At 39.4% G+C, this 21,093-nt stretch carries 20 protein-coding genes; 9 read left to right on the forward strand and 11 right to left on the reverse strand.

The window, feature by feature from the left end:
• Position 1: 1 nt before the first annotated feature.
• The 4 genes from leuC (at position 2) to leuB (ending at position 3,902) form a co-directional block, all read left to right on the forward strand.
• Complete coding sequence (gene leuC, locus BMW38_RS08375; protein ID WP_005037045.1) at positions 2–1,420, forward strand: 3-isopropylmalate dehydratase large subunit; 1,419 nt, start codon at positions 2–4, stop codon at positions 1,418–1,420.
• 18 nt (positions 1,421–1,438) lie between these two features.
• Positions 1,439–2,086, forward strand: coding sequence for a 3-isopropylmalate dehydratase small subunit (gene leuD / locus BMW38_RS08380; RefSeq protein ID WP_045126241.1), 648 nt, complete (start codon positions 1,439–1,441; stop codon positions 2,084–2,086).
• A gap of 112 nt (positions 2,087–2,198) precedes the next feature.
• A complete protein-coding gene (locus BMW38_RS08385; RefSeq protein WP_003654712.1) occupies positions 2,199–2,789 on the forward strand; it encodes a hypothetical protein in 591 nt (196 codons plus the stop codon).
• 33 nt (positions 2,790–2,822) lie between these two features.
• Positions 2,823–3,902 carry a 3-isopropylmalate dehydrogenase gene (gene leuB / locus BMW38_RS08390; RefSeq protein WP_003654715.1) on the forward strand — a complete coding sequence of 360 codons (1,080 nt, stop codon included), beginning with the start codon at positions 2,823–2,825 and terminating at the stop codon, positions 3,900–3,902.
• A 54-nt stretch (positions 3,903–3,956) separates the two neighbouring features.
• On the opposite strand, the gene BMW38_RS08395 is transcribed toward leuB, so the two are convergent.
• Complete coding sequence (locus BMW38_RS08395; protein ID WP_045434880.1) at positions 3,957–4,364, reverse strand: hypothetical protein; 408 nt, start codon at positions 4,362–4,364, stop codon at positions 3,957–3,959.
• Between the two features lie 173 nt (positions 4,365–4,537).
• Between BMW38_RS08395 and BMW38_RS08400 the strand changes: the two genes are divergently transcribed.
• The gene (locus BMW38_RS08400) at positions 4,538–4,909 is read left to right on the forward strand and encodes a lysozyme inhibitor LprI family protein (RefSeq protein ID WP_092707231.1); all 372 of its coding nucleotides are present in this window, start codon (positions 4,538–4,540) and stop codon (positions 4,907–4,909) included.
• Positions 4,910–4,960: 51 nt separating this feature from the next.
• Here the strand turns inward: BMW38_RS08400 and infA are convergent, their stop codons facing one another.
• The gene (gene infA, locus BMW38_RS08405; protein WP_001284370.1) at positions 4,961–5,182 is read right to left on the reverse strand and encodes a translation initiation factor IF-1; all 222 of its coding nucleotides are present in this window, start codon (positions 5,180–5,182) and stop codon (positions 4,961–4,963) included.
• 263 nt (positions 5,183–5,445) lie between these two features.
• Between infA and BMW38_RS08410 the strand changes: the two genes are divergently transcribed.
• The gene (locus BMW38_RS08410) at positions 5,446–6,456 is read left to right on the forward strand and encodes an AraC family transcriptional regulator (RefSeq protein ID WP_005037036.1); all 1,011 of its coding nucleotides are present in this window, start codon (positions 5,446–5,448) and stop codon (positions 6,454–6,456) included.
• 26 nt (positions 6,457–6,482) lie between these two features.
• Here BMW38_RS08410 and truA read toward each other — a convergent pair whose 3' ends face one another.
• The 5 genes from truA to asd all read right to left on the reverse strand — a co-directional run bounded on the left by truA (position 6,483) and on the right by asd (position 12,254).
• Positions 6,483–7,280, reverse strand: coding sequence for a tRNA pseudouridine(38-40) synthase TruA (truA, locus tag BMW38_RS08415; RefSeq protein ID WP_092707233.1), 798 nt, complete (start codon positions 7,278–7,280; stop codon positions 6,483–6,485).
• A 14-nt stretch (positions 7,281–7,294) separates the two neighbouring features.
• Positions 7,295–8,266 carry an asparaginase gene (locus tag BMW38_RS08420; RefSeq protein WP_092707235.1) on the reverse strand — a complete coding sequence of 324 codons (972 nt, stop codon included), beginning with the start codon at positions 8,264–8,266 and terminating at the stop codon, positions 7,295–7,297.
• 55 nt (positions 8,267–8,321) lie between these two features.
• Positions 8,322–9,575 carry a hypothetical protein gene (locus tag BMW38_RS08425; protein WP_092707237.1) on the reverse strand — a complete coding sequence of 418 codons (1,254 nt, stop codon included), beginning with the start codon at positions 9,573–9,575 and terminating at the stop codon, positions 8,322–8,324.
• A 59-nt stretch (positions 9,576–9,634) separates the two neighbouring features.
• Complete coding sequence (locus BMW38_RS08430; RefSeq protein WP_092707239.1) at positions 9,635–10,987, reverse strand: type IV pilus assembly protein FimV; 1,353 nt, start codon at positions 10,985–10,987, stop codon at positions 9,635–9,637.
• Between the two features lie 148 nt (positions 10,988–11,135).
• Positions 11,136–12,254: an aspartate-semialdehyde dehydrogenase gene (asd, locus tag BMW38_RS08435; protein ID WP_003654731.1), complete on the reverse strand. Its 1,119-nt coding sequence runs from the start codon at positions 12,252–12,254 to the stop codon at positions 11,136–11,138.
• Between the two features lie 187 nt (positions 12,255–12,441).
• Between asd and BMW38_RS08440 the strand changes: the two genes are divergently transcribed.
• Positions 12,442–13,563 (forward strand): endonuclease/exonuclease/phosphatase family protein, encoded by a 1,122-nt coding sequence (locus tag BMW38_RS08440; RefSeq protein WP_092707241.1) that lies wholly within the window; start codon positions 12,442–12,444, stop codon positions 13,561–13,563.
• Positions 13,564–14,251: 688 nt separating this feature from the next.
• Positions 14,252–15,538, forward strand: coding sequence for a glutamate/aspartate:proton symporter GltP (gltP, locus tag BMW38_RS08445; protein WP_092707243.1), 1,287 nt, complete (start codon positions 14,252–14,254; stop codon positions 15,536–15,538).
• A gap of 54 nt (positions 15,539–15,592) precedes the next feature.
• Here the strand turns inward: gltP and BMW38_RS08450 are convergent, their stop codons facing one another.
• The 4 genes from BMW38_RS08450 to BMW38_RS08465 form a co-directional block, all read right to left on the reverse strand.
• Positions 15,593–16,693 carry a glycosyltransferase family 4 protein gene (locus BMW38_RS08450; RefSeq protein WP_092707245.1) on the reverse strand — a complete coding sequence of 367 codons (1,101 nt, stop codon included), beginning with the start codon at positions 16,691–16,693 and terminating at the stop codon, positions 15,593–15,595.
• Between the two features lie 266 nt (positions 16,694–16,959).
• Positions 16,960–17,895, reverse strand: a complete 936-nt coding sequence (locus tag BMW38_RS08455; protein WP_092707247.1) for an LpxL/LpxP family acyltransferase — start codon at positions 17,893–17,895, stop codon at positions 16,960–16,962.
• Between the two features lie 116 nt (positions 17,896–18,011).
• Complete coding sequence (locus BMW38_RS08460; RefSeq protein ID WP_017388434.1) at positions 18,012–18,644, reverse strand: LysE family translocator; 633 nt, start codon at positions 18,642–18,644, stop codon at positions 18,012–18,014.
• 233 nt (positions 18,645–18,877) lie between these two features.
• Positions 18,878–20,788 carry an ATP-binding cassette domain-containing protein gene (locus BMW38_RS08465; protein ID WP_092707249.1) on the reverse strand — a complete coding sequence of 637 codons (1,911 nt, stop codon included), beginning with the start codon at positions 20,786–20,788 and terminating at the stop codon, positions 18,878–18,880.
• A 32-nt stretch (positions 20,789–20,820) separates the two neighbouring features.
• Between BMW38_RS08465 and BMW38_RS08470 the strand changes: the two genes are divergently transcribed.
• Positions 20,821–21,066 carry a SlyX family protein gene (locus tag BMW38_RS08470; RefSeq protein ID WP_003654743.1) on the forward strand — a complete coding sequence of 82 codons (246 nt, stop codon included), beginning with the start codon at positions 20,821–20,823 and terminating at the stop codon, positions 21,064–21,066.
• Positions 21,067–21,093 lie beyond the last annotated feature (27 nt).

Here is a 21,093-nt window from a genome sequence, read left to right on the forward strand (position 1 = left end):
CATGGCAGGCAAAACTTTATATGACAAATTGTGGGATGACCACGTTGTTTCACAGCGTGATGATGGCTCATGTTTACTTTATATTGACCGTCATTTATTGCATGAAGTGACTAGTCCACAAGCATTTGAAGGTTTGCAACTTGCGGGTCGTCAACCATGGCGTTTAAGTGCAAACGTTGCTACGCCAGACCATAACGTTCCAACATCTAAAAAGGAACGTGAGCAAGGCATCGCGGGTATTGAAGATGATACGTCTCGTATTCAGGTTCAAACCTTAGATGACAATTGTAAAGCCTTTAATATTGTTGAATTTAATATTAATGATATCCGTCAGGGTATTGTGCATGTCGTTGGCCCAGAACAAGGCTTAACTTTACCGGGCATGACCGTAGTGTGTGGTGATTCACATACAGCAACACACGGTGCTTTTGGTTGTTTGGCACATGGTATTGGAACTTCTGAAGTTGAACATGTGTTAGCAACACAATGTTTGATTCAGAAAAAATCTAAAAATATGTTAATCCGTGTAGATGGCGTATTAGGCAAAGGTGTGACACCAAAAGATGTGGTATTGGCAATTATTGCTAAAATTGGTACCGCAGGTGGTACAGGTTACGCGATTGAATTTGGTGGTCAGGTGTTCCGTGATATGTCGATTGAAGGACGTATGACGGTATGTAACATGGCGATTGAAGCGGGTGCTCGTGTAGGCATGGTTGCTGTCGATGACAAAACCGTTGAATACGTGAAAGGCCGTAGCTATGCGCCAAAAGGCGAGCAGTGGGAACAAGCAGTTGCTTACTGGGACACTTTGCATTCAGATGAAGATGCTACCTTTGATGCTGTAGTTGAATTAAATGGCGCAGAGATCGAACCACAAGTGTCTTGGGGAACTTCACCTGAGATGGTTATTCCGGTAACAGAAGCTGTACCAACTTTAGAACAAGCTAAAGATGACGTTCAACGTAATGACTGGACGCGTGCTTATCAATATATGGGTTTAAATGCAGGTCAGGCTTTAGCTGATATTCAACTTGACCGTGTCTTTATTGGTTCTTGTACTAACTCTCGTATTGAAGATATCCGTGCTGCGGCTGAGGTGGTTAAAGGCCGTAAAGTGGCATCTAGCATTAAGCAAGCCATGATTGTTCCGGGTTCAGGTTTAGTTAAACAACAGGCAGAAAAAGAAGGCTTAGATAAAATCTTCTTGGAAGCTGGTTTTGAATGGCGTGAACCAGGTTGTTCAATGTGTTTAGCAATGAATGCAGATAAATTACAGCCAGGTGAACACTGTGCATCGACGTCTAACCGTAACTTTGAGGGTCGTCAAGGCAATGGTGGTCGCACTCACTTGGTGAGCCCAGCAATGGCGGCAGCGGCTGCAATCGCAGGTCACTTTGTTGATGTTCGTTCATTTTAATTCGGTCTGGAGCAAACCATGAAAGCTTATACAGTTGAACAAGGTATCGTTGCACCATTAGATCGTGCCAATGTTGATACAGATTTAATTATTCCCAAACAGTTTTTGAAATCAATCAAACGTACTGGTTTTGGCGATAACTTATTTGATGAACTTCGTTATTTAGATGAAGGCTATCCGGGACAAGATAATTCAGTTCGTCCAAAAAATCCGGATTTCATTTTGAACCAGCCACGTTATCAAGGAGCAAATGTTTTAATTGCTCGTACTAACTTTGGTTGTGGTTCAAGCCGTGAGCATGCGCCTTGGGCATTGAATGAATATGGTTTTCGTACTGTTATTGCGCCAAGCTTTGCTGATATTTTCTTTAATAACTGTTTCAAAAATGGCATGTTACCTGTCATTTTGTCAGAAGAAATTGTTGATCAGTTATTTAAAGAATGCGCTGCCAATGAAGGATATCAATTAACAATTGATTTAGCGGCTCAGGAAGTGCGTACCCCAACAGGTGAAGCTTTTAAATTTGAAGTTGATCCATTTCGCAAGCATTGCTTGTTAAATGGCTTGGATGATATTGGTTTAACGCTTCAAAATGCGGATGCAATTCGCGCTTATGAAGAAAAAACTAAACAGGTTCGTCCTTGGGTATTCCAAGAGTTAAATTAACCTTTTGGTACATTTTAAACATAGCCATGGCGTAGTGTTCAAACTCTTGCTAACATGCTAAAGCATAAAAACACCTTAAAATTATGCACTAGATGAGGATTGGGCTTGAACAATGAAGAGGAACGTTACTCATAGCTTTTTGTTGAGCCTGTGCGCAATAACACTCAGTGCTTGTCAGAGCACGTACAATGTAGTGGATACTGTCCGTATTAAGCAGGCTGAACAAGAAAATTTGGGGCAGAATGCAGCAATATATTGTTCGGGTGCGAAGAGTTGTGAATTTGAACGACTAAATGATATTACTGTAGTGGATGCGCAAACACGAAGAATTAGTAATCAGGCAATTCATCAAGGAATTGTACGGTTGCATGGTTCAGTGCTCGGCCAAACCAACAGTTTATATTTATCTGTGCCTGCGAAACAATATGAAGTGGTGATCCGTTTCTATCCGATTTCTCCAGATCGGGCCGAAACAATCCATGTGATTCACCAGTTTAATGCCAACCATCGCTATACATTTAAAATGTACCGAGACAAAACTAACCGTTCGGGTAGTTTGCTGAATGTTTCTGTACCAGATCCATTATGTGTCGACTTAGAGCAAGATGAGCGTGTTATTCGCCGTTTTTGTCGACCATTTGATGTAACAACAGGGCTAGGCGAGTTCCTTGAACAGAAAAAACTAACACCGCGGTCGTCATAACACTGCTTGTTTTTTGGAAAATGGAAAAAGTTCATGTCTAAACAGATTTTAATTTTAGCTGGTGATGGTATTGGTCCTGAAATTGTTGGGGCAGCAGAAAAAGTATTAAATACAGTAAATGAAAAATTTAATTTATCGTTGACTTGGGAACATGGCCTATTAGGTGGTGCGGCAATTGATGCACATGGCGAACCGTATCCAGCTGTAACGAGTGAACAGGCAAAAAAAGCTGATGCAATTTTACTGGGTGCAGTAGGCGGACCAAAATGGGATGCGATTGAGCGTTCTATCCGTCCTGAACGCGGTCTTTTAAAAATTCGTAGTGAACTCAACTTGTTTGCTAACTTGCGTCCAGCCATTCTTTATCCGCAATTGGCAGATGCTTCTAGCTTAAAACCTGAAATTGTTGCTGGTTTAGATATTCTGATTGTTCGTGAGCTTACTGGCGGTATCTATTTCGGTCAGCCACGTGGTATTCGTGAACTCGAAAACGGCGAAAAACAAGGCTATAACACTGACGTTTATTCTGAAAGTGAAATTAAGCGCATTGCAAAAGTTGCTTTTGAACTTGCCGGTTTACGTGGTGGTAAAGTCTGTTCGGTCGATAAAGCGAATGTTTTAGAAGTAACAGAACTTTGGAAGCAAACAGTTACTGATTTGCAGCAAGCGAGTTATTCAAACATTCAGCTTTCACATATGTATGTGGATAATGCTGCAATGCAGCTTGTACGTGCTCCAAAACAGTTTGACGTGATCGTAACAGGTAACTTGTTTGGCGATATCTTATCTGATGAAGCTGCAATGCTTACAGGCTCAATCGGCATGCTGCCATCAGCTTCTTTAGATGAAAATGGCAAAGGTATGTACGAACCTTGTCATGGTTCTGCACCTGACATTGCTGGCCAAAATGTTGCCAATCCATTAGCAACTATTCTTTCTGTTGCAATGATGCTTCGTTATACATTCCGTGAAGAAGCTGCTGCAAAAGCAATTGAAGACGCTGTAGGTCAAGTACTTGATCAAGGCTTGCGTACAGCAGACATTATGTCTGAAGGTATGACAAAAGTTGGTACAGCCGAGATGGGTGAAGCAGTTGTTGCTGTGCTTGCTTAAAAAACACTTCGCTAAAAAACGCAGCTTAAAGCTGCGTTTTTTTATGGTTATGTTTTAGCAGGCTTTACCTTCATATTGAATAGATTCGGCAATATCATTTTTAAGCTGGAAAATAACTTTGCAGTTGAAATTCACATCGTAAGAGTTGCCACCCAGATTACCTGACTGTATAGCAACAGAGTTACCTCTCATATCGACATTAGTCACCATCGGGATTGGGATGTTTAATGGACGTAAAATCGTATAGATGAGTTGATTGGGTGTTTTCTGTGGAGCGTTAGCGACTTGAAAACCAAGACTACGTAGATTGATGTCTTGTCGAATAGTTGCAGAAGATTTACCTAGAAAGCTCTTTAAATACTCTTGTAAGTCTATAGATTGGCGTGGATGGCTAGTGCAACCGTTCACATTCATTATGATCAAACAAAGTAGGCCAATTTTACATCGGGTATCTATATTCATTTTTATCTCAATAAAAAATTATATTTATTATTAAAGAACAATAGGTTGGATTTGAATACTTGTAAAGTAAAAAAGGAAGATTATGATAAATGAAAGGTGAACTTACCTTTAGACTTATCCTTACATTCAAACCGTTCTAATAATAATTTTGTAGAAAACGAAAGGAAAATACGATGAGAAAAATTGCTTTTGCATTTTTATGCAGTTTAGGAATGACTGTCGCCTATGCAGATAACTGTGATAGTGCTCGCAATACTTATGATGATATTTACTGTACAAATAAAATCTATGCGAGTGCTGATGCGGATCTGAATAAGAATTATCAAGCATTGCGAGTAAAGTTAAATACCACGCAAAAAAATATTCTTAAGAAATCTCAGCTCGCATGGATACGTCAACGTGATGCTGAGTGTACAGATTCAAATAGAAATAGTGTAGACGTGCAATGCCGTTTACAGACAACGCAGGAAAGAAACCATTGGCTGCAAGAAAGATTGCGTGAATGCCAAACGGTGGGATGTAAAACCAGTCGCTTAAGTGAATAAACAACGCAATAAAAAAGCCACATCATGAAGTGGCTTTTTTGCATTCACTAATTAGCGAGCACGGTACGTGATACGACCTTTAGTGAGGTCATATGGAGTCATTTCGACTTTTACACTGTCGCCAGTAAGAATACGAATATAGTGTTTACGCATTTTACCAGAAATGTGTGCAATAACTTCGTGACCGTTTTCAAGACGTACACGGAACATCGTATTAGGAAGCGTTTCGGTGACAACGCCTTCGAACTCAATGAGTTCCTCTTTATTGGCCATAGCCTACCTGATGATCAAATTGGAAAGGCGCAAATTATAGTCAATTTATTTAAAAAAAACAAGATAGACATACTTCTACTCAAGCATCTGGTTAAAGTATGACTAATAAAAAAAGATGTAATTTTTTTCACAAAAGAAGTGTAATTCTGTTGTCAGTTTGGTCAATCAACGCTAATCTAAAATCATAGTTATTAGGGACTGTTAATTGCGTAAAAGTCAACGGCCCTAAATATCAATGAAGTATCTACATGGAAGGGCACTGCGTGGGTCAGCTAACAGATGCATCAGTTGTATTACGCTTTGGCTATCAAGCGATTCGTCGTGCGGGATTGCCAACAGAAGAAATATTAACCAAAGCGGGAGTTGCTTTAAATCAGGTTGATACGAATGCACGTACACCGTTAAGTGCACAGTATGCCTTTTGGACTGCCGCTCAGGAAGTCAGTAAAGATCCAGATATCGGACTGCATTTGGGTGAGCATTTGCCTTTGTATCGTGGTCAGGTCATTGAACATCTATTTATTAGTAGTGATACCTTTGGTGAAGGCCTAAAGCGGGCTTTGGCCTATCAGCGCCTCATTAGTGACGCATTTGATGCAAAGCTAGTGATTGAAGAAGGGCGTTGTTATTTAACCAATGGCGAGCAGATCGGTGCTGATAATCTTGTTAATCGCCATTTCTCTGAATGTGCAATTTCGGGCATCCTTAGATTTTTTAAATTTATTACCGAAGGGCAATTTCATCCGATCTTTATCGATTTTAACTTCAGCGAAGGAGCAGCTGAGGATGAATATTTCCGCGTATATGGCTGTCCGGTTAGTTTAGGTCAAAAAGAAACACGTTTATATTTTGATCCCGCTATTCTAGATTTTCAGCTTTGGCAAGCAGAGCCTGAGTTATTGCAATTGCATGAGCAGCTTGCGATTGAAAAACTACAGGAATTAGCGCGTTATGATTTAGTGGGTGAAGTTCGTAGAGCAATTGGTTCAACGTTAGAAAGCGGAGAAACAACCTTGGAAACGGTTGCTGCTCAGTTGAATATTACCCCACGTCGCTTACGCACTCAGCTAAGTGAGGCGAATACCAGTTTTCAGCAGATACTTTCTGACTATCGTTGCCGTTTAGCTAAAAAACTTTTGGCAAATACCAACGAGAGTGTTGAACGTATTGTGTATTTAACAGGCTTCTCTGAACCGAGTACTTTCTATCGCGCATTCAAACGCTGGACAAATGAGACACCTGTTGAATACCGGAAACGTAAACAGCATCGCTAAATAAGTATATATAGAACAGGCTAAGCTTACTCAGGTAAGTTTAGCCAATGTGGTCCAAGTGGTGGCTGAGGCAAATCAAACTGCTCAGGATAATTACACTGAATAAAATAAAGACCATCTGGCGGGGCAGTTACACCTGCTGCCTTACGATCTTGTGCAGCAAACATTGTATCGATATGATCAACTTCGTACATACCTTGACCAATTTCGAGTAAGCATCCAACAATGTTACGAACCATATGGTGTAAAAAACCATCTGCTTGAATATCTAAGACCAAATAGCGTCCATGTTCAAATAAACGGCAATGTTTTACATGTCGAACAGGCTGATTTGACTGGCAGGCCGCTGCACGGAAGCTTTCAAAGTTATGAGTGCCTTCAAATTTACTTGCTGCTTCAATCATCTTTTTCACATCTAACTGTTGGTAAATGTGAGTAACCTGTTTATGCAATAGTGCAGGGCGATGAGGAGTGTTATATATAATATAGCGGTAACGTCGAGCAGTCGCTTTAAAACGAGCATGAAAACTTTCATCCATCAGTTTAATCCACTGAATGGAAATATCTTTAGGTAGTTGGCTGTTTGCCCCTCTTAACCACCCTGTTTCTGGGCGAATGGCATGCGTATCGAAGTGTGCCACCATATTTGTCGCATGTACTCCTGCATCGGTACGACCAGCACCATGAAGTGCTATAGGCTCATTTGCGACTTTGCTAAGCACACGTTCAATGGTTTCTTGTACGCTGGCAACGCCTGGCTGTTGTGTTTGCCAACCTCGATATTGAACTCCGCTAAATTCAATACCGACTGCATAACGTTGCATGGCTTTTCCTCTATTTAATGCAAATTTTCGTTCCAATGGCTGAGCCATTGTTCTGGGGTTGAGTATTTTAAATAGATTTGAAGTGCTTTTGCATAGAGATCTGCATGACTATGTGTATCACTAATGACAATTTTTGCAGTTTTTGTCCACTCACTAATTGCATAGCGTTGATCAATACCACCAAACGTAACCTGAGTCGTAAGAATCGGAACACAGCCACATGTATAGAGCTCATCTAATGTTGTGAGTAGTTCCTGATTAACAGCTATGTTTCCAGTACCAAAACCTTGCAATACTAAAAATTGAGGTGGGGCTGGCAGTAAATTTCGTAATTGTTGAACGAGCTGAGTAGTCGCAATAGGTTGCATCATCCAATTCAAGATTTGAAAAGATGCTGCACGCTCGATTTGCGTATCTTGCAGAATTAACCCGTTTTGCTGAGGTGTAAATTCAGACTCAGCTTTAAGACCGGAAAAAGCGTCAAGTTCAGTGGTATGTGTCTTTAACACAGTTTGAGCATGAAATACTTGATGATGAAACGCAAGGTAAGTACCCACAGGTAAGCTAATCGCCTGCTCTAATGCAAGATATAAATTATCAATTGCATCGGTAAACTCACGGGTATCATTTCCTTGAATATTCAGGAGAGGATATTGACTGCCAGTAATAACTATATGGCAGCTCTGGCCTAGAAAACGAGCTAGAGTCGCAGCAGCATAACTGAGAGTATCTGTACCATGAATAACGACGAAGTGCTGATAGCCTTCAAGTTGTAGTTGTTGTATGCATTGAATAAGACGTAGCCAGTCGGGCGCTGTACAAGCACTGCTATCTACAATATTTGGGGCAGCAAAACAGTCGACCGTTAAGTGGGGTGGTATAACTTTTTCAAGTTGAGGTAAGAATTGGTCATATGGCATAGGCGCTAAAGGTTCACCTACACAGCCAAAAGTACCACCCATATAAAATAAGGCTATTTTTTTCATCTTTTTCAGGCACAAAAGCAGTCATCTTTGACTGCTTATGGTAAAACGATCAGCCTTAAGAAGCTATGTGATTTAGTAGATTTTTCGCGCGTTGTTGTTGCTCTATGTTGAATTTTTGCTCATTACTTGCCAACAAGGCGTGCGCTGCTGGGTAAGCACCTAACCTGATATATTGCTCTGCAAGTTTTAAGTCGAGTTCATTTTCATCTAACTGTTTTAATTCTGGAAAAGCTTGGACAAGTGGGTCGTTGTTTTCAAGGCTAAGTTCTGATTCATTTAAATTCGGTTGATTATCTTCAGACTCTATAGGATTTAAAGAAAACTCAAGGGTTTCAACTGATAACGGTTGAGTTTGAATATTTTCTTCTAGGACGATTTCTTGAGAGTTATTGCTTTGTGGGGCAGACTCTTTTTCTATTGAAAAATTACTAAAATCAAGATCAATGTCTGGCGTAGCTGTTGTATCAATTTTGATTGTTTCAACAGTCAATTCAGAGCTAGGCTCAAGAGACTTTTCTGCTTTATTTGGGATGGGCTCTAAATCAAATGAAAACTCTAAAGTATTTAAGTCATTTGTTTCACTGGCTGTTTCAGTGTTAATTTTATCTACAGATTTAGCAGAATCGACTCCTGTTGTTTTTTGCTCAAATGAGAAATTAAATTCCAGAGGCTCAACTTCAACAGCAGGTTCTTGCTTTTCAGAGGTATAGTCTTTCTGCAAGTCATCAAAAGAAGCTTCAGAAGAATTTGTTGTTAATTGGTCAAACTGAGCTGTTGTGTCTGGTGTATTTTTTGGCTCTTCGTATGTTTGAGCTTGAGGGAAATCGATGGCATCGGGTTGTCTTGATGACTCATATTCTTTTTGTCTAGTTTCAGCTTGAGTCGCGATTTCATGTAATGCCAGACTTCGAATATGACTAATCAGTTGTGTTATGGCAAATTCATCTTTCTGTGCAATATGGACTTCAAGCAATAATAAATAAAGCTCATGTTGAGTATTATCTTTTTTTAGCGCCTGATTTACTTGAGCTTCAGCGGCTGAATATTGCTTTTCTTGAATGAGCTGTTTGATTTTTTGACGTACAGCTTCTGGAACAGGGGTGCTTTGTGGAATAGGTGGAAGAGTTTCTTCTACCACATTTACTTTACTTTTTTCACGCGAGTTTTTACTCGATTTGGAGTTTGCCTTTTTATTGGTTTTTTTATTTACCGTTTTAGGGGAGGTGGCCTCTTGTTTCTGGCTATTCTCGCGTTTTTTAAAAATAACAGCGACCACGAGCAATATGATGAACGGAATCACATATAACATTACTTTCCCCTTAAAAAATAAATATTTGCAATATAAAGCGAGCTAACTCTGGTTTTAACTTAATGTTTTTGCTTGTGAGTGTTTTGCTGTGCTTGTAACTGCTGTTGTAACTCTGCCAAACGCGCATTCAAAAGTTGAATACGTTGGTCTTTTAACCGTAAAGTTTGATTTAATTTGGTTACATTCCTTTGTAATGTAACGTTTTTTTCTCTTTTTGTCATAACTTTTACTGCTAACTCAGTATTGTTTTGACTTTGTTGTGTGCTCTTTTTAGCACTTCCATGTGTAGAATTTTGGCTGTTTTCAGCCACGATACTCATTTCTGCTTGTTGCAAACGGTATTTAGCTTTGCCAGAAGGTGATTTTGCAGTATGCGTTATTTCTGTTTTTGATTTATTTTGCTGAGTTTTAGAGACAGGAGTATGGGCGAGTTTTAGAGCAATTCCCTGACGTAAACGGTTTACATCACCTTGGATAAAAGCATGCTGGTTTTGTTTTTGGATATCGTGCATGACTTTCGCAACTGGCTGTTTGGTTTTCGCTGCAATACGATTAGCAATGCTCCATAGAGACTCATTGTGTTGTACTACATATTTACCTGAAGTTACTGGTCCTCTAGACGGACTTAGGGTTTGTTTCTTTGGAGCATTTTGACTGAGATTTTTGGATGGAACAGATTTCTTTTGTACTGCTAACTTTTTAACTGGCGTTTTTGGCGAATTATTTGCATCTGACTTATTAATAGCAGATGTAATTTGATTTTTTGTTGCTGCCTGATCAGGAATAGTGCTTGTTACAACTTGTTGAGCCGAAGAGTTTTCGCTAAGTGGGGCAGATGAATTTGTATTTATCGCTGGGACAGTCCCAGACTTGATATTCAGGTTTTGTTCACTATTCGAGTTAGTGGTAGCTAGGGCAGGAGCAGATGAAGTATATCGGGTACTTTCCGGCAGATTTAAAGCAATATCTTTTTCATTCACAATAAGCTGAGGCGATAAAGTACTTTCGTTATTTTCGGTCTTTTTTATAGTAGAAGGCTTAATTACAGTCTTGATATGCTGTAAACGCGTTGCAGAACCTTCACTGATTTTTACAACAATATTGAGTTCAGAATCATTAACAGGTCGGGATGAGGTAATAACAATAACCCCAGAGCCTTGACCATTTTGGCGTGTATAAAAATTAAGATTTCCCGGAGGTTGATGAGTCACACCCAAAGCACTTAAATCGTCGGGGGTTGCTAAACTGACTTGCAAAGTGGAATTGGGATCAGCTTGCTGGAAGTTCATTTCTGCATATAACAAATCGCCGGGCGCGGACTGAATTTGTATAGGGTCTAATGTAATCGCATAAATAGATGGCGAAGACATAATGGTGAAAATGGCAATTTTTAATTTGTTATAAACAGTCATCTCAATCCATGACCTAATAAGTCGTAAAGTCGTTCAAAATTATACAATAATGAAATGTAAATAAATTGTAAATTTTTCACAAACCAGTTACGAAAAAGCCGATCTAATGTGATCGGCTTTTTGTTTTGACTGAATAATTCAGACCAAATTATGAGCTTTTGTATTCTACTAAGATACGTAACATACGACGTAAAGGTTCAGCAGCACCCCAAAGTAACTGATCACCTACTGTGAATGCGCCTAAATATTCTTTACCCATGTTAAGTTTACGCAAACGACCGACAGGTACAGTTAAAGTACCAGTTACAGCAACAGGTGTAAGGTCAGTCATAGACGCTTCACGAGTGTTTGGTACAACTTTCGCCCATTGGTTTGAAGTACGAATCATATCTTCGATTTCATCAAGCGGGACATCTTTTTTCAACTTGATCGTCAATGCTTGAGAGTGGCAACGCATCGCCCCAATACGGACACAGTGACCATCGATTGGAACAATTTGTGAATTACCCAAGATCTTGTTGGTTTCAACCTGACCTTTCCATTCTTCTTTTGACTGACCGCTTTCAAGTTGCTTATCAATGTAAGGAATCAACGACCCAGCTAATGGCACGCCAAAGTTAGCAGATGGGAAACCTTCGCCACGTTGTAACTCGGCAACTTGACGATCAATATCCAAAATTGCAGATTTAGGGTCATCTAACAACGTTTTGGTATTGTTATATAAGTAGCCCATACCAGTAATTAGCTCACGCATGTTTTGTGCGCCAGCGCCTGATGCTGCTTGATAAGTCATAGCAGTCATCCACTCCACCAAATTGTTTTGGAAAAGTGAACCTAAACCCATCAACATAAGCGATACAGTACAGTTACCGCCTACGAAAGTTTTGGTGCCGTTAGCCAAACCATCTTTGATAACGTTAAGGTTTACTGGGTCAAGAACGATGATTGCATCATCTGACATACGTAAAGTAGAGGCTGCATCAATCCAGTAGCCATTCCAGCCAGTTGCTTTTAACTGTGGGAAAACTTCAGACGTATAGTCACCACCTTGACAGGTAATAATGACATCCATTTGCTTCAGACTATTAATGTCTGTAGCTTCCATAAGTGCTGGGGCAGTCTTACCACCAAATGAAGGAGCTTCACCACCTGCATTACTGGTAGAGAAATAAAATGGCTCAATATGAGCAAAATCATTCTCTTCAACCATACGTTGCATAAGGACGGAACCGACCATCCCGCGCCAACCGACCAGACCTACTTTCATGTCATTTTGCCTCGGTGCGTTAAAATTGTTAGGGGGAGTTGAGTGTATCAAAAGTGTCCACAACTGCAAGCGTTACAGAAACAAAACACCATGTTTATTGAGTAGAATATCTTGTTTATGTTACATACAAAATTGATAAAGATGACAAAAACTTTAAAAACCAAATCATCTTAAAAGAGAAAATTCAATGATTTATATCGAAGTTCTAGCCGGTCTGGTGATTTGGTTAAGTTTCTGGTCACTTATTCCTCGTGATGAGTGGTGGTTTCGAGGTGCTGATTTCCCCCGTTTGCAGATTTTATTTGTTGGACTATTAGCCTTTGTAGGTATGCTGTTTTGGCCTACCGAATGGAATCTATGGCGTGAAATATTGCTTGCTGTGCTCATTGCTGCCATCGCCTATCAGCTTAAAATGGTTTTGCCTTATACCTTGTTCTGGAAAAAACAGGTTAAACAGGTGAAATCATCTCAATTAGACCCGCAAAAGCAAATTTCATTAATTGTATCGAATGTTCTAACCCCTAATGATAAATATCATTTACTTCTTGAACAGATCAATACATTGAAACCAGATTTATTGCTTACATTGGAAAGTGACAAGACATGGGAAAATGCTTTAAAAGAAATTGAAGAAGATTATCCTCATCGTGTTTCAGTGCCTTTAGATAATTTATATGGAATGCATCTTTATAGTCGCTTACCTCTATCAAATACCGAAGTTAAATTTATTTTAAGTGATGAAATTCCATCAATTCACACCACTGTAACTTTACGTTCGGGCATGCCAGTTCAGCTATATTGCCTGCACCCAAAGCCACCGAGTCCAACCGAGGCGAAAGATTCGACTTTACGTGATGCAGAGCTTTTAATTGTTGGGGATCAGATTAAAGACTTAGATGAAAGCTGCATTGTGATGGGGGATTTAAACGATGTGGCATGGTCACGTACTACACGTTTATTTCAACGTATTAGCGGATTACTTGATCCACGCGTTGGTCGTCATTTTATTAATACTTTCCATGCTGACTATCCGTTATTACGTTGGTCTTTAGATCATATTTTTCATAGTACCGATTTTGGTCTGGTCAAAATGAAACGGTTGCCACATATTGGATCGGATCATTTTCCAGTATATGTTGTTTTACAGACCGGTCGGGTATTTGAACAAATTCAAGAAGAATTGGAACAAACTCAAAACGATGAAGAAGAGGCCCAAAGTGCTATACAAGAAGGAATTGCAAAGGCTGAAAAAGAAGAAAAAATAGTGACTGATGAAATCGTACAGCCTTATAAAGAGAAAAGTATATAAAGATTAAATGTAAGCAATATCGTACAAAGATTTGAGTCTAGGGCGAATAGGCAGAGGGTTACAAAAACCTTATTCTACATTCATCGGCACACGGAAACGGGAATGGACGATCCCACGTAAGGATACACTAAGCTGATATGGAATAGCATCACGGATAAGATGTTGGAACGGAAACGATAAAAATAACGATTAACCTTAAAGCACAACCTCATTTACCCGAGTTTTGCAGGACGCAGAACTCGGGTTAATATTTTATATATACATGATTTCATTCACTGCAAATAAAAGAAATATTGTTAAGTTAATCTTAATTTAAAAATCTATTTAACCATATGTAATAGTTCATAAGTTCTTTATATATCTGAGCAATTTTAAATGAAAAATAGATAAAAATTTTTTTTTGATAAGTTTTTGTTTTTATAGATTATTGATGAATAAATATAGGCTTTGATCTATTTAGATATAAATTGGGGTTGTTTAATTGGCAAATCTCAATAGAATGTGCCGATCGTTGACATGTTGGATCGTCAACAGGCATTGTTGTTTATTTCGCCGGATCGGCGAGTTGTGATTTGTTTGTGCATTTAAATTTCTGTTTGGAAATTATTGTACATATTGAGGTTTCACTCTTAGTTAGTGGTCTTCTCCCTCTCATATTTGATACTTTGCGGTGCATAAGGATTGTCTTATGAAGAATTTTAAATTTAGCCTTGCTTGGCAAATTTTAATTGCTTTAGTCCTAGGGATAGCTGTAGGGGCTGTTTTACATAATCAGCCTGAAATAAAAGATAGTATTGTGAATAATGTTCTTACGCCAATGGGTAAGATCTTTATTAGCCTGATCAAAATGATTGTTATTCCAATCGTTTTCTCTACCTTAATTTTAGGTATTGCAGGTGTTGGCAGTACGAAAAGTTTAGGGCGTCTTGGTTTTAAAACCATTCTCTATTTTGAAATTATTACCACGATTGCCATTTTAGTTGGTTTGGTTGCGGCAAATATCTTCCATCCTGGTTCAGGCATTGATATGTCTCAACTGGTTCAAACCGATATTTCTCAATATAAGAGTACAGCTGAAGAAGTTGGTTCTCAATCGCATGGTTTGGTACAGACAGTTTTGTCAATGATTCCAACCAATATTATTAACTCGATGGCACATGGCGAAATGTTGCCAGTGATTTTCTTCGCCGTGTTATTTGGTATTGGTTTATCTTCATTGCCAGAGAAGACCAAAGATCCATTGTTAAGCGTATTTCATGCTGTGTCAGAAACAATGTTCCGTGTGACACACATCATTATGAAATATGCACCATTTGGTGTGTTTGGTTTGATCGCTGTAACTGTTGCGAACTTCGGTTTCGCATCATTAATTCCATTAGCTAAATTAGTGGTATTAGTTTACGTAGCTATCTTATTCTTTGCTTTTGTAGTTTTAGGAATCACTGCAAAAATGTTCGGTATCAATATTCTTATTCTAATGAAAATATTGAAAGATGAACTGATCTTAGCTTACTCAACAGCGAGCTCGGAAACTGTTCTACCGCGTATTATGCAAAAAATGGAAGACTACGGTGCACCAAAAGCAATTTCTAGTTTTGTAATTCCAACGGGTTATTCATTTAACCTTGACGGTTCAACACTTTACCAAAGTATTGCAGCTATCTTTATTGCGCAGCTTTATGGTATTGACATGTCAATTGGTCAACAAGTTCTTTTAGTTGTAACCTTAATGATTACTTCTAAAGGTATTGCTGGTGTTCCTGGTGTATCATTCGTGGTGTTATTAGCTACGTTACATACAGTTGGTATTCCACTTGAAGGCTTAGCATTTATTGCTGGTGTTGACCGTATCATGGATATGGCGCGTACCGCATTGAACGTTGTAGGTAATGCACTTGCAGTACTTGTGATTAGTAAATGGGAAAAACAATACGACAGCGAGAAAGCAGCAGCTTATGAGGCAACTTATAAATAATCTGCCTCGTTATTGTAGTAAAAACCCGCGTTGATCGCGGGTTTTTTTATGAGGTTATTTCAATATAGATTCATATAGTGCCAGTGTCTGATCACACATGTCTTTCAAGCTAAACATGGTGACTGGGGCAACGACTTGAGGCTGTTCAATATGCTTTTCCACTGTTTCCAGTAAAGCCTTTTCATTTCCCACTTCAACAAGACCTTGTGGATACACATTAGATAAAATCTCGGCAACACCTCCACGGTTCCAGCCAATGACTGGCGTACCTACTGAGAGCGCTTCTAAGGCTGTTCTGCCAAATGTTTCTGCCTGATTGGATAGAGACAGCACAATATCGCTAAAAGCGAGCCATTCACGTATATCTGAGCGATGTCCTACGAAGGTAATTTTATCTGCGAGTCCTTTACTTTGCATAGTGCTTTGCAGCTCATTTAAATAGGCCTGTTTTTTTGTATCAGCACCGCCGACAACAACTGCATGTAGTTGAGGGTATTGTGACTGAAGCTGTTGCATCAGTTCAATTAAACTCTCATGGCCCTTTAAACGCGTAATACGGCCAGGCAAACAAAGTAAAAACTTATTTTCGAGCTCAGGAAAATCATTAAAAACTTGATTAAACCATTGTGCTGAAGGTTGATAGTTATGCGGAAAAGCAGCTGGGTCAATCCCTCGATAAATCCGCACAATATCTTGGGGAGGGCAGTTTTTATAATGGTCAGTGATGTATTTGACCACGCTATCAGAAACAGCAATAACTTTCTCGGCTTGAGTCATAATTGCGCTATAACGATTGACTGAGTAGAAGCCATGTACCGTGCTAATGAGGTGAGGGCGTTTATTTTTAGGTATTTTTCTTAAAGCAAAATGAGTTAACCATGCAGGTACACGAGAGCGTACATGAACGATGTCGGGTTGATGCTGTTCAATAAGCTGGCGTAAAGGCCGGATCTGCCACAAGCTTGAAAGTGACTTTTTATGAATCGGTAGCGTTAAGTGTTTAGAACCCTCAGCTTCGAGCTGTAAGACTAAGCGCCCGCCGTTGGATACAACTAATGACTGATGTCCTTGTGTAACAAGCGCACGTGCAATTTCCAGTGTGCCGCGTTCTACGCCACCGCTGTTGAGTTCTGGGAGAAGTTGCATCACTTTCATTATTTTTTGCCTTTAGGTTGTAGCAAAGCGGGGTCTTACGATTTTGAAGTCGAAATTTAGAGATTAACCTTCGGTTCGACCTACTTTTGTTTTGGCAAAAGTAGGCAAAACCATTCTCATCCACAAAACCTGTTTACTGCTTGTGTATATCAAATTATATCGCAGAAACAGTATCTTCACTGATTTCTGGCAGGTTGTGGATGACGTTCCCGCGAGTCATATAAATGTTGTGCCTACTACTAATTTAAGAGCATTACAGCTTTATCTTAATAGATTTCTTCATATCCTTCAGGACGTGTTTTAAAGCGACGGTGGAACCACATATATTGAGTCGGTGCGATTCGAAGCTGATTTTCAATAATTTTATTGACGCGTGTTGCATCATCAACTTCATCATCGCTTGGCATATTGTCGACTGCGGGTTCAATCAGAACATGATATTTGGGGTTCTTAATGTCCCCATGACGGTAAAAATATAAAGGCACGGCGACTGCTTTTGAAATTTTTAATAAGCGGCGGTGTGCAGTGACTGTGGCAGCAGGTACACCAAAGAAAGGTGCCATAACACCTTGTTTGAGTCCGAAGTCTTGATCTGGGCTATACCAGATTGCATCGCCATCTTTAAGATGACGAATTAAACCACGCATATCATCATGGTCGATTTGTTCTTTATAAATCGTGCCACGGCAACGATAAATGAGCATATCGAGCAATGGATTATTTTGAGGGCGATAGACAACATCAGGTTCAAAATATTGAGCACAAAGATAGCCGCCTGCATCAAGAAGCGTGCTATGAGTCCCAAGTAATAAAACACCTTTGCCTTGAGCTTGGGCATTGGTAATGTGTTCTAAACCTTCAATGGTGACTCGGTTTTTAAACCAGCGCGGGTTGTACCATGCATTTAAGGTTTCAAACACCCCAAGCATCATATCGACAAAAACTTGTTGAGCTTGTTGCTGAACTTTATCGGCAGACCATTCAGGAAAGCAGACTTCTAAATTACGAATAGTTGTTTTACGGCGTGATTTTAGATATTTCCAAGCCAGATGAGCTACGCTATGCGCCAGACGCCATTGTATGGCCCATGGTAAAATAGCCAAAAGCATTAAAAAAACAATAGCAATCCAAACACCCCAATATTTAGGCAGTAAAAAGGACCATTGAAATTCACCGGGCGTATAGGGCTGCTTTTGGCTCATAACGATATAAAGATTTCAAAAAATTAAAACTGGCAAAAGTGTATCACGAACTGAATTTATCGTCGTAATACACTGTTCAATTGAGTGTTAATAGATTTTGAAATAAGAAAGCTGGTTTATCGGCGATTTTCTAAAAGAATTTTAACAGCGAGTCCAGCTAATACAGTTCCCATGAGCCAGCGTTGTATATTTGCCCAAAGAGGCTTTTCTTGTAGAAAAAGTGCAATGCTACCTGCGGAAAGTACAATAAGCGCATTTACTGAAACGCTTACAAAAATTTGAATCGTACCAAGTTGGATTGATTGCCATAAAATACTGCCTTGTTGTGGGTGAATAAACTGTGGCAGTAAAGATAAATACATAATGGCAATTTTAGGATTAAGCAAGTTTGTAGCAAAACCCATTAAAAAGAGTTTAGCTGGGGAGTCTACTGATAAATCTTTTACATTAAAAATAGGGGAGGCATTTGGGCGTAATGCTTTCCATGCAAGCCAGAGTAAATAAATTGCACCCGCAATACGAATAGTGTCATAGGCGTAGGGAACAGCGACAATTAATGCTGTAATACCAAAGGATGCGCAAAGCATATAAAAGATAAAGCCTACAGCTACCCCACCTAAAGAGATAAATCCTGCTGTTTTCCCTTGGCAAATTGAACGTGAAATAAGGTAAATCATATTGGGGCCAGGAGTGAGTACCATCGCCAAACAAATTAGTCCAAATGCCAAAATTTGAGAAAGCTCCAGCATGCGAAATCACTCCAATATTATTATGCATATACATATAACATAATTATTTTTATAAGTCTTATATTCAAGCACAAGGCTATTTTAAAATACTAAAAATAGCTACGATATAATCGATTATCTTTATGTGATGTATCAGCTTTGATTTTAAAAAAGCTTAATATTCGCAATATAAAAAAGAGCCCCCTTAATTTAAGGAGGCTCTTTTTACGTTCTTTTTAGCAAAGTAAAGCTGATTAGTTTCCTTTACTCATTTGTTCAAGCACATCCCAACGTTCCAATTTTTCAAGTAATAACTCGTCAATTTCTGTGAGACGTTGGCTTGCTTTTGTTGCTGCGTCAGCATCTTTAACAAACCATGAACCATCTGCAAGTTTCTCAGAAAGTCCTGCTTGCTCCTTTTCTAAGTTTTCAATTTCAGCGGGTAATTGCTCAAGTTCACGCTGATCTTTATAACTAAGTTTGACTTTTTTAGCACTGTTCTGAGCTGCGGCTTTTTCAGCTTCAGCTTTTGCCTGAGCTTTTTTTACATCAGATTTCTGATCTACAACTTTATCATCTGGACGCTGTTGCAAATAGTCTTGATATCCACCGATGTACTCTGCAATGTTACCTTTACCATCAAATACCCACGTCGATGTTACTACGTTATCCATAAACGCACGGTCATGGCTAATGAGAAGCAAAGTGCCTTTGTATTCAGCTAACATTTCTTCAAGTAGCTCAAGGGTTACCATATCCAAGTCATTGGTTGGCTCATCCATTACAATTAGATTGGATGGTTTGAGTAGTAATTTAGCCAGTAAGATGCGATTTCGTTCACCACCAGAAAGTGCTTTTACTGGAGTACGGGCACGTTCAGGGGAAAATAAGAAGTCTTGAAGGTAGCTGTAGATATGACGACGGTTGCCATTTACATCAACGAAGTCAGAGCCTTCTGAAACGTTTGCCATGACTGTTTTTTCAAGATCTAAGGCATTACGTAATTGGTCAAAATAGGCAACTTCTAACTGTGTACCTGTTTTAACTGAACCGCCATGTTCGATTGTACCTAAAATAGCTTTAATCAATGTTGTTTTACCAACACCGTTATCGCCGACTAAACCAATACGGTCACCGCGCATGACAAGGGCAGAAAAATCTTTGATGAGTAGATTGTCATCATAAGCGACGCTTAAATGTTCGATATCGAATACTAATTTACCAGAACGATTTGCATCTTGAGTTGCCATACTCACTTTGCCTTGTTGTGAGCGGCGTGCTTTAGATTCTTCTCGTAAAGCTTTTAGGGCACGAACACGGCCTTCATTACGCGTACGACGTGCCTTAATACCTTGGCGAATCCAAGCCTCTTCTTCAGCTAGTTTTTTATCAAATAAAGCATTCTGTTTTTCTTCTGCTTCCATTTGCTGAGCTTTTAGCTCTAAATAACGTGAATAATTTCCTTCATAGCCTCGTAAAATGCCACGATCGAGTTCTACAATTCGAGTTGCAATGCTATCTACAAAAGAACGGTCATGCGAGATAAACAGAAGCGTTAAATTATTTTGATCTAGTAAAAATTTTTCTAACCATTCAATACTTTCAACATCTAAATGGTTCGTTGGTTCGTCTAGAAGTAATACGTCCGGTTGCGTCAATAGAGCGCGAGCTAATAAAACACGGCGTTTACGTCCACCAGACAGGTCTGCCAAGTCGGCATTTGGATCGAGACCCATTTTGCTTAGAAGAGCATTTACTTTATTTTCGAGTGCCCAACCGTCTAGTTGGTCTAGCTTATGCTGTAGGTTGCCCATACGGTCACAGGCTTCCATATCTCCTAGCATACAAGCGTCTGTCGCTTCATGATAAGCTCTGAGTACTTCTGCTGCTTCTCCTGCACCATCTGCCACAATGTCGGCTACTTTGCCAGAGTCCATTGGAACGTCTTGGGCTAACATTGAAACAGTTAGACCATTTTGAATGGAAACTTCACCAGAATCTGGTAATAGGCTTCCCTCGATCAGTTTAAGTAAAGTAGACTTACCTTCACCATTACGACCAATTAAACAGACTCGTTCGCCACGTTCTAGATTAAAGTTCGCGCCATCGAGTAGGGCAGGTCCTCCAAAAGCAAGTTGGACATCCCTTAGGGTAATATAGGCCATAATGTTTTCCAGAATCTCAAATGAGGATTTAAATGACTAAACCACCATATCATGATGATCAAGCGTCATTGTCCGCACCCATTGAAGATTTGCAAGTGCGAATTACATTTTTGGATGATTTAGTTGAAGAATTAAATCAACAACTCGCTATTCAGACTCAAGAAATAGCTGATTTAAAAAAACAAATGCAATTTCTTTATCAACGTATGGAATCATCGGATTTATCAGAAGGTATTGCCGCTTTTGACCCATTAACCAATAAACCTCCTCACTATTAATAAAATGGCAAGTTCAATACTTGCCAT

It is taken from the genome of Acinetobacter sp. yr461 (assembly GCF_900110445.1).
GTDB classification, from domain to species: domain Bacteria; phylum Pseudomonadota; class Gammaproteobacteria; order Pseudomonadales; family Moraxellaceae; genus Acinetobacter; species Acinetobacter calcoaceticus.

Excerpts from the sequence above, each read along its gene's own strand:
- leuC (WP_005037045.1), top strand. The coding sequence starts at position 2 with ATGGCAGGCAAAACTTTATATGACAAATTGTGGGATGACCACGTTGTT.
- leuD (WP_045126241.1), top strand. The coding sequence starts at position 1,439 with ATGAAAGCTTATACAGTTGAACAAGGTATCGTTGCACCATTAGATCGT.
- BMW38_RS08385 (WP_003654712.1), top strand. The coding sequence starts at position 2,199 with ATGAAGAGGAACGTTACTCATAGCTTTTTGTTGAGCCTGTGCGCAATA.
- leuB (WP_003654715.1), top strand. The coding sequence starts at position 2,823 with ATGTCTAAACAGATTTTAATTTTAGCTGGTGATGGTATTGGTCCTGAA.
- BMW38_RS08395 (WP_045434880.1), bottom strand. The coding sequence starts at position 4,364 with ATGAATATAGATACCCGATGTAAAATTGGCCTACTTTGTTTGATCATA.
- BMW38_RS08400 (WP_092707231.1), top strand. The coding sequence starts at position 4,538 with ATGAGAAAAATTGCTTTTGCATTTTTATGCAGTTTAGGAATGACTGTC.
- infA (WP_001284370.1), bottom strand. The coding sequence starts at position 5,182 with ATGGCCAATAAAGAGGAACTCATTGAGTTCGAAGGCGTTGTCACCGAA.
- truA (WP_092707233.1), bottom strand. The coding sequence starts at position 7,280 with ATGCAACGTTATGCAGTCGGTATTGAATTTAGCGGAGTTCAATATCGA.
- BMW38_RS08420 (WP_092707235.1), bottom strand. The coding sequence starts at position 8,266 with ATGAAAAAAATAGCCTTATTTTATATGGGTGGTACTTTTGGCTGTGTA.
- BMW38_RS08425 (WP_092707237.1), bottom strand. The coding sequence starts at position 9,575 with ATGTTATATGTGATTCCGTTCATCATATTGCTCGTGGTCGCTGTTATT.
- BMW38_RS08430 (WP_092707239.1), bottom strand. The coding sequence starts at position 10,987 with ATGACTGTTTATAACAAATTAAAAATTGCCATTTTCACCATTATGTCT.
- asd (WP_003654731.1), bottom strand. The coding sequence starts at position 12,254 with ATGAAAGTAGGTCTGGTCGGTTGGCGCGGGATGGTCGGTTCCGTCCTT.
- BMW38_RS08440 (WP_092707241.1), top strand. The coding sequence starts at position 12,442 with ATGATTTATATCGAAGTTCTAGCCGGTCTGGTGATTTGGTTAAGTTTC.
- gltP (WP_092707243.1), top strand. The coding sequence starts at position 14,252 with ATGAAGAATTTTAAATTTAGCCTTGCTTGGCAAATTTTAATTGCTTTA.
- BMW38_RS08450 (WP_092707245.1), bottom strand. The coding sequence starts at position 16,693 with ATGAAAGTGATGCAACTTCTCCCAGAACTCAACAGCGGTGGCGTAGAA.
- BMW38_RS08455 (WP_092707247.1), bottom strand. The coding sequence starts at position 17,895 with ATGAGCCAAAAGCAGCCCTATACGCCCGGTGAATTTCAATGGTCCTTT.
- BMW38_RS08460 (WP_017388434.1), bottom strand. The coding sequence starts at position 18,644 with ATGCTGGAGCTTTCTCAAATTTTGGCATTTGGACTAATTTGTTTGGCG.
- BMW38_RS08465 (WP_092707249.1), bottom strand. The coding sequence starts at position 20,788 with ATGGCCTATATTACCCTAAGGGATGTCCAACTTGCTTTTGGAGGACCT.
- BMW38_RS08470 (WP_003654743.1), top strand. The coding sequence starts at position 20,821 with ATGACTAAACCACCATATCATGATGATCAAGCGTCATTGTCCGCACCC.